The organism is Enterococcus sp. 5B3_DIV0040 (assembly GCF_002140755.1).
GTDB classification, from domain to species: Bacteria; Bacillota; Bacilli; order Lactobacillales; family Enterococcaceae; genus Enterococcus_D; species Enterococcus_D casseliflavus.
Map to the genome: position 1 here is coordinate 1,822,831 of NZ_NGLC01000001.1, position 8,515 is coordinate 1,831,345.

General features: G+C 42.3%; 7 protein-coding genes. All 7 read right to left on the minus strand.

Annotated elements, in window-relative coordinates; all coding sequences use genetic code 11:
* Positions 1 to 201: 201 nt before the first annotated feature.
* A complete protein-coding gene (garR, locus tag A5883_RS08625; RefSeq protein ID WP_086338335.1) occupies positions 202 to 1,086 on the minus strand; it encodes a 2-hydroxy-3-oxopropionate reductase in 885 nt (294 codons plus the stop codon).
* A gap of 12 nt (positions 1,087 to 1,098) precedes the next feature.
* Positions 1,099 to 2,244, minus strand: coding sequence for a glycerate kinase (locus A5883_RS08630; RefSeq protein WP_086338336.1), 1,146 nt, complete (start codon positions 2,242 to 2,244; stop codon positions 1,099 to 1,101).
* A 32-nt stretch (positions 2,245 to 2,276) separates the two neighbouring features.
* Positions 2,277 to 3,173, minus strand: coding sequence for a dihydrodipicolinate synthase family protein (locus A5883_RS08635; RefSeq protein WP_086338337.1), 897 nt, complete (start codon positions 3,171 to 3,173; stop codon positions 2,277 to 2,279).
* A 49-nt stretch (positions 3,174 to 3,222) separates the two neighbouring features.
* Positions 3,223 to 4,551, minus strand: coding sequence for an enolase C-terminal domain-like protein (locus A5883_RS08640; RefSeq protein WP_176323964.1), 1,329 nt, complete (start codon positions 4,549 to 4,551; stop codon positions 3,223 to 3,225).
* A gap of 120 nt (positions 4,552 to 4,671) precedes the next feature.
* Positions 4,672 to 5,982, minus strand: a complete 1,311-nt coding sequence (locus A5883_RS08645; RefSeq protein WP_086338339.1) for an SLC13 family permease — start codon at positions 5,980 to 5,982, stop codon at positions 4,672 to 4,674.
* Between the two features lie 109 nt (positions 5,983 to 6,091).
* Positions 6,092 to 7,444, minus strand: a complete 1,353-nt coding sequence (locus A5883_RS08650; protein ID WP_086338340.1) for an enolase C-terminal domain-like protein — start codon at positions 7,442 to 7,444, stop codon at positions 6,092 to 6,094.
* 877 nt (positions 7,445 to 8,321) lie between these two features.
* A partial coding sequence (locus A5883_RS19375; RefSeq protein ID WP_217809238.1) for a hypothetical protein occupies positions 8,322 to 8,515 on the minus strand: 194 nt, incomplete at its 5' end.

The following is an 8,515-nucleotide window of genomic DNA, read 5'->3' on the forward strand; positions in this document are numbered from 1 at the left end:
ATAGCACCAGCAACGTTTCCCTGTTTTCTGTCTTCCAGTTGACGTAAAATTGTTTTTACACTGTATTTTTGAGTTTCAATACACATAACAAAAAGAGCGCTCCTCTGAGAAGAAACGCTCTTTTATTATGTCTTTTAGTTGTGAACAGCTTGTGCTCTCTTTTCAGTGAAAAGGAAAACAAATGACCTCGATTTGTTACTGTTAACCTTGCAATTTTAAATCATTAATCGTTTCATAATAGTTTGCGATTGCAGAATGATCCCTTTTTTCTAATCCGTAGGCTTTCAATGATTGCATAATCTCCATTGCAGATGCTGTAAATGGTGTAGAAACATTACTATCATGTGAGGTGTCTAATGCATTTTGCAAGTCCTTGATATGCAATTCGATACGGAAACCAGGATCGAAGTTACCAGAAAAAATCTTTTCTGATTTTTGATCCATGACTGTGCTTCCTGCCAAACCTGTCCGAATGGCTTGATAAACTGCTTCAGGAGAAACACCTGCTTTTTTGGCTAGACAATAAGCTTCAGAAATAGCTGCGATGTTGATTGCTACAATCATTTGATTGGCAAGTTTCGTAATATTTCCAGCTCCTACTTCACCGACTCGTGTCACAGAAGAAGCCATCGTCTTCAATAAAGCTTCATATTTCTCAAAAACTGCTTTTTCTCCGCCAACCATTACCGCGATCGTCCCATCAATGGCTTTTGGTTCTCCACCAGAGACAGGCGCATCAATAAAATGGACTCCTTGTTCTTTCAAACGAGCCGCAAAGTCTTGGCTGGCTTTTGGCGCGATTGAACTCATATCAATGACTGTTTTACCAGCTGACAAGCCTTCAGCGATCCCTCCAGGATTGAATAGTGCCGCTTCTACGTTTGGAGAATTCGGCAGCATCGTAATAATCACTTCTGCTGCTTCTGCCACCTTGGCGCCTGACTCGGCTGCATGTGCACCAGCTGAAACAACTTCATCGATTGCGGATTGGTTAAAATCAAACACAATAACCTCATAGCCATTCTTTACTATATTTTTCACCATTGGTTTTCCCATGATTCCTAAACCGACAAATCCTACTTTCATCAATACCATCTCCTACTTTCGTTGATTTAATAAATATGCTCGGATCGCGGTTTCTCCAGCGATCACCACATTTTCCTCTACTTGTGTCATTGCTTCTTGCAAACTCATTGGTCGATGGATAATTGGCAAAATAAGGTCAATTCCAGCGGCATAAGCTGCCGAAACCTCTTTCTCCCGACTACCGACCACAGCAATCACCGGTTTATGGTGCTTTTTGGCTAGCTCGGCAATTCCCACAGGAACTTTGCCGTTCAGCGATTGCTGGTCAAGCTTGCCTTCGCCAGTTATGACGAGAGCAGCTTGGGCAATTTTTTTTTCAATTTCTACTAAATCTAAGATCGTTTCAATACCGTTGCACGTTTTGGCTTGGCAAAACACTTGCAATGCAGCCCCTAGACCGCCTGCTGCCCCTGCACCTGGTGCGTCAGCAATATCAATCTGCATCTCTTTTTTGATCACAGAGGCATAACGTTTCATCCACTGATCATAGGTTTTCGTTTGGTCAATCGGAATGCCTTTTTGAGGACCATAGATAGCAATGGCACCTTTTTCACCGACTAACGGATTCGTTACATCCGATAAAATATTGATTTTTACATCTTTTAATCGTGGATCGATCTTAGAAATATCTATCGAAGCAAGCTTTGCTAATCCAGCTAATCCTCTCGGGATGTCCTTTCCTTGATCGTCGTAAAAGGAGACCCCTAATGCTTTTGCCATTCCAGTCCCGCCATCACTTGTTGCACTGCCGCCTATGCCAAGGTAGATCTCTTTTGCGCCTTCATCGAGGGCTGCCAAAAGCAACTCCCCTACCCCGTAAGTCGAAGCATTTAAGGCATTCTCAGCATTTTGCTCGATCAAAGTAATCCCACTTGCTTCTGCCATTTCTAATACGACGATTTGATTAGGTAAAACACCATATTGCGCCTTCACAGGATTTCCCAATGGATTTTGAACAGTTATCCTTTTTCGTTTTCCTGCCAAGGCATCAACTAAAGCTTCGACTGTGCCTTCTCCACCATCGGCGACTGAAAATTTATCGATAGGACTATGGGGCAAAACCCGACGAATCCCTTTTTCTAACCACATTGAGATATCTTTACTGGAGGCACTTCCTTTGAAAGAATCTGCTGCAATCACAATTCGCTGTTCTTCCATGAATCCACCCCCTTTTCTATAGTTAGGCTTGATTATAAGAAACCCGCCTTCTTCATTTCATCAATCATCTTGTCTAAGACAACGCCCTTACTTGCTTCCGTCGGCAAGATCGAAGGTCCCACATTCAAGCCCATCAAGTTTGCCATATCTTTGGTAGCTGAAGGGAAACTTGCTGCATCTTGCGATAAACGGATCGGGTTCAGGGTAAATTGGTTCTTTAGCGCGCCTTGGAAATCACCAGATACGTACTGGTCATAAATACCGCAAACCAATTCAGGATAAATATTTGCCGTTGAACACACACCGCCGACTGCTCCCACACAGAGTGAAGGATAAACAATGGTATCTTTTCCTGCAATCACCCGAAAGCCAACATCAGCATTCCGTCGAACCAATTCGCTTAGGAAGGTCAAATCTCCGCTTGAATCTTTGATCCCTACGATATTCTCAACGGTATGCGCCAGCTTTTCGATCAATGGTTGACTCAACGAATACCCAGCTCTTGCTGGATTGTTATACAAAAGCACCATCGTATCGGAAACCGCGTCTGCGATTGCTTTAAAATGATTGTACAGTGCTTCTTCTGTGGGTTTGATGAACATTGGGTGTAAAACGGAAATACCAGCGATCGGCAATTTTGCTGCCCGTTTGGCAAGTGCCACCGCATGTTTCGTACGTATTGGGCCCATCCCAAAGAAAACAGGTACTTTTCCAGCGGCTTCATCTAAAATGATTTCTGTTGCTGCAAGCATTTCATCATGTTCGAACATATAAAACTCACTATTACTGCCAAAAGCCAAAATGCCATGAACACCATGATCGATCACATGCCGTACGATCTTTCGCAACTTAGTTTCGCAAATCATTTCTTCTTCATTCACTGGCGTGAGTAAAGGAACAATGATCCCTTTAATCTTTTCTTTTTCCATTATGGTCAATCCTCTCACTCAAAGCTTCGATTAATTTGTATTCGCTCGATTACTCTCTGACTAAAGCTGGTTTCTTATTGTCAAATGTCCAGCCAGGAATCAAGTACTGCATGGCAATCGCATCATTGCGCGCCCCTAAGCCTTCTTTTAAATACAGTTGATGCGCCGCATCTAGCTTTTCTCGGTCAAGTTCCAGCCCAAGGCCATGGGAATTTCTTGGAATGGTAATTTCACCGTTTTTGATTTGATGCGGATTTTTGGTCAAGCCTTCGCCATCTTGCCAAATCCAGTGGGTATCTGCGGCATTTACTTCCCCAGGTGCTGCCGCTGCAGTATGAGCGACCATCGCCAAAGAAATATCAAAATGATTATTGGAATGCACACCCCAAGTCAAATCTAAGTCATGACATAACTGCGCCACACGTACACTGCCTTGCATCGTCCAAAAATGCGGATCTGCCAGCGGAATCGTCACACTATCTAAGCGAATCGCTGCTTTCATTTCTCGCCAATCCGTTGCTACCATATTCGTCGCCGTCGGCAATCCTGTTTTTCGGCGGAATTCTGCCATCGTTTCTCTACCAGAGAAGCGACCTTCTGCACCACAAGGATCTTCTACATACGCTAATACGCCGTGAAGGTCTTTGCAAAGCGCAATTGCATCATCTAGTAACCATCCGCCATTCGGATCAAGGGTAATCCGAGCATTGGGAAATTCTTTTTTCAACGCTTTGACGGTTTGTACTTCTTCTTGCCCTGATAACACGCCGCCTTTTAATTTAAAGTCCTCAAAACCATAGCGCTCATAGGCAGCTTTCGCTAACTTGACGATTGCTTCTGGGGTCATCGCTTCTTCACGACGTAGTGCTCCCCATGAATCATCGAGCGTATTGTCAGAAGCATAAGGCAAGTCTGTTTTGTTGCGATCTGCTACATAAAACAGATAACCTAAAAACTTCACTGATTCGCGCACTTGTCCTTCACCTAACAAAGCGGCAACGGGCACCTTCATGTGCTGTCCTAGTAAATCCAACAATGGCGCTTCAACAGCAGTCATAACATGAACCGTCGTTCGCAAATCAAATGTTTGGTTCCCGCGCCCACCAGCATCCAACTGCGCATAACGTTCGTGAATCTCTTTCACGATGTTTTTGTATTCGCCCAAAGTCCGACCCACAACTAATTCACGACAGTCTTCCAATGTCTGACGAATTTTCTCACCACCTGGCACTTCTCCTAAACCTGTATTACCTGTGTCATCAGTTAAAATAACGATATTTCTAGTAAAGAAAGGGCCATGGGCTCCACTTAGATTTAGTAGCATACTGTCATGTCCTGCTACAGGGACAACTTCCATTTTTACGATTTTTGGAATCATCAAAATCTCTCCTAGTCAAATTGATAGTTTTTAATATACTGTTTCCCCAAAAAAGAATACAGAGTATCGAGTGCAGACTTTTCGTCGAAAAACAGTGAATTTATGTGCTAAAGAACATTTTTAAATAAAGATCCCCAATAAGATCCCTACTAGCGTCCATGCCAAGCTGATTCCCCAGAATTTAAAGAAGGAATAACGCAAGAATTTTCGTACATTGGTTTCCCCTAAATCACAAGCCATGATGATTTGTGGTTGGGCAATCAGTGAAGCAAACGCACCAATATTAAAGAATAATGTCAAGGCAACAATATCTGGAGCAACGCCATATTCTCCTGCTAAAGCTGCAATGATCGGAATGAGCGCAAAAAACCAAGTATCGTTGGTAAACAACAGCATCAATGGTGTGCTGAAGATAGCGATCGCAATATGAACATAGGGACCAACAGCTGCGGGAATAATATTCACGAGAACTTGAACCATCGCATCCATCATGCCCGTTCCTTGCAAGATCCCTACGACAACCCCAGAAAGCAAAACGATGGGCGCAATCGGATATGTTTTTGAAGCATATTTACTGATCAATTGATTTTGATCTTTGAAGTCTGGATAGTTCACGCACAAAGCAATGATTAAACCAGCTGCGAAAATATAGTAAGAAGGCAGGTTTGAAAACGACAAAGCGATCACTAAGAGGATGGTCAAGATCAGATTGAACCAAAATAGCTTGGGACGAGCAAGCGGTCCATAGTTTTGCTCTTTCGCTAATGAATCAGCGATCCCTTCAAATTTTTCTCCATTTGCCAGATGCTTTTTATGGACACCTAAACCTAAGAAATAACCAAGGATCATCGTTCCGATAAAGACAGTGATCCAAACAGGTAGCAAGGTGGTAAATAAGGTCATCGGTGCATTGGGTACATCTGGAAGCAGACTTGCAGCCCGTAAGATCCGTGCGTTCCATGGTGTGATCGATCCTAACATGATACCGACTGAGCAAAGAAAAACGAGTATCACCGGATCGATTTTCAACTTCTTAAATAGCGGCAAAAACAACGGGATCGCAATTAGATAGGTCGACATGACACTTCCATCTAATGTGGTGATCACCGAAATAAACACAGTCAAGCTGCAGAGAATCGGTGCTTTGATTTTTACTTTTTTCAAAAACTTGAATACCATAATATCGAAGACTGCTGCATCAGATATCAGAGAAAAATAAGGTAATGAAAACATGATCATCAAAAAGATGTCTCGTGTCATATCAAGACCGTCAGCGATATATCCTTCCGTCGCTGTCCAGCTTGCCCCGCTTAAGAAAGAAAATCCGACAGGTATCAATGCAAAACAGACAAGTATATTAATTTTATTTCTTAGTAATAAACCCGTGATCAATGTCATCATGACAAAGCCAAGAATAGCTAAATAGCTCATTTTTTATATCCCTCCGAATAATAGATCAGTCAAAGAGGAATATAGCTGAAACTTCAAGCAAAAATTTCAGCTATATCTCTGACATCAAGTAGTCCTTCAATAAATACCTTTAGCGCACAAAGCAAGGTTTTTTTGCGTCAAACTGCCAATCTTCAATAAAGTATTGCATCGCAATTGAATCATCACGATCACGGTATTTGGGGTCCATTGACTGGTACAATTGATGTGCTTCCAGCAATTTCTCCATATTGATTTCAATACCTAGGCCAGGTTTATCGGTGATTTTGATCACGCCATCTTGAATCAAGACAGTGTCATCGCAAAGTTCTTGTCCATCCTGCCAAATCCAGTGTGTATCGATTGGTGTAATATTTCCTGGTGCAGCTGCGGCACACTGTGCGAATGTTGCCAACGTAATATCAAAATGGTTATTGGAGTGAGAACCCCAAGTCAATCCCCAGTCATTCAAGATTTGGGCCATGCGAACACTTCCGTTTAATGTCCAGAAATGCGGATCAGCCAGAACGATATCTACTGCTTTTGAATTTAATGCATGATAAAATTGTCGCCAGTTGGTCGCAATCATATTTGTTGCCACTTGATGTCTCGTGGCTGTTTTGAATTCATTCATGATCTCACGACTTGAAAAACCTGCTTCAGGACCACATGGATCCTCCACATAAGAAATCGTGTCAAGTTTGTCTTTGCAAAGCTCGATAGCCTCTGCTAACGACCAAGCACCATTAGGATCAATATTGATTCGCGCTTCTGGAAACGCCTCATGTAAAGCAACTACTGCTTCCATTTCCTCTGTTCCCTTCAGCACGCCACCTTTGACTTTGAAATTTTTGAACCCATAGCGTGCCTCAAGTGCTTTTGCTTGCTGCACCATTCCCTCTGGTGTTAAGGTTTCCTGTCTTCTAATGCGCTCCCACTCATCTTTGGGCTCTTCCTCTACGCGATAAGGCAGATCAGTTTTCCCTGCATCGGCGATATAAAACAAATACCCCAACACTTCAACTTCATTACGCTGCTGACCATCACCTAATAATGCACACATCGGTTTATTTAGAAACTTGCCAAGCAGATCCAGCATCGCACATTCAACCGCTGCCTCCGCTTGGACGACAAATTTCAGATTTTTTAAATCCAACCCTTGAAGTCCTTCCCCACCGTTTCCTTTCATCGCCGCTGCATTTTTGCGAATCGTTGTAATCACATTACGATAATTGGCAATTTCTTGACCCACGACAAAAGGAATGTAACTCTCCAGCATTTTGGTGATGTCTTCACCGCCATGGATCTCACCAATGCCTCTAATCCCAGTTTCGTCTTCTAATACAACAATATTCCTCGTAAAATAAGGTGCATGACACCCGCTTAAGGTAAGGGTCGGACTGTCATAACCAGCAATCGGAAACACCTGCATCTTTGTCACTTTTGGAGAACCATTTTTACTCATATTCATTCCACCTTCTCTATTATTATTGGTTTGTTCAGTTTGAAGAAAAACTTGCTTCGTAATCAAAACGCTTTAGGTTTTTATAAATTGCTTCCTGTGCATACCACTAAACCCTTCTTCGCTCATTCTTGTTAACAAAATCACAATCCATTGGTCAGTAAATGTTTTTGAAGAATTCTGCTCATTTTTCGAGCAATCGAAACAAAAATCAGTTTCTAGAAAGAAGGGTCCGAAACACTAACTAGACTAAGGGAACTTCTGATATTTCTCGCACATTTCCAGTCATATGTCGAAAAAGCGTCAGCGTATGGAAGCGGTTTATGATCATTAACTTGCTCTAAGAATACAAATATTCTTCGCGAATAAAAAGGGTATGTGAGATAGTTATCCGCATCGTTTCTGCTTGATAAATGTTACAGAAACCATTTTAAGAATTCCAAAACAGCCAAATTTTTTCTGTAATCGACGGGCTACAAGCGTAAAAACGGTAGGTCAACCCATCGAGAAAATAGCAAAAAAAAACCGATAATGCCCTTGATGACCTCTTTCAGCAAAAAGAACTAAATTTTACTGAATCAGTCGATCAAAACACATGAACGGTTTTGTCACTACTTTTTATTCTGTTTTCTGCTAACCCAAGTCCCCATTGAATAATTATGCTTGTTTTTGCCCGTTGTAGACTTTTGTTATCTGTTGAAGGGACTTTTCCCCATTGATTTTTTTAGCGTCATATAGGTAACGATAGACAGTATGACTATCCCTAAGAAAATCAACCGATCATTCAAGACTTCATCCGTCTGCGGGAGAAGCTTCTGCTGATTATGGTTGGCACCATCACTTCTTGCCGAGCTGGAAGAGTGACTTGAACCACTATTATTTAGCAAACCTTCCACTGTATTGCTTGTACTGCTTTCACTACTTGGTTCCGTGCTGCTACTGGTGCTGCTTTCACTACTTGGTTCCGTGCTGCTGCTGGTGCTACTTTCAGTACTTGGTTCCGTACTACTACTTGTACTGCTTTCGCTACTTGGTTCCATGCTACTACTTGTGCTGCTTTCGCTACTTGGTTCC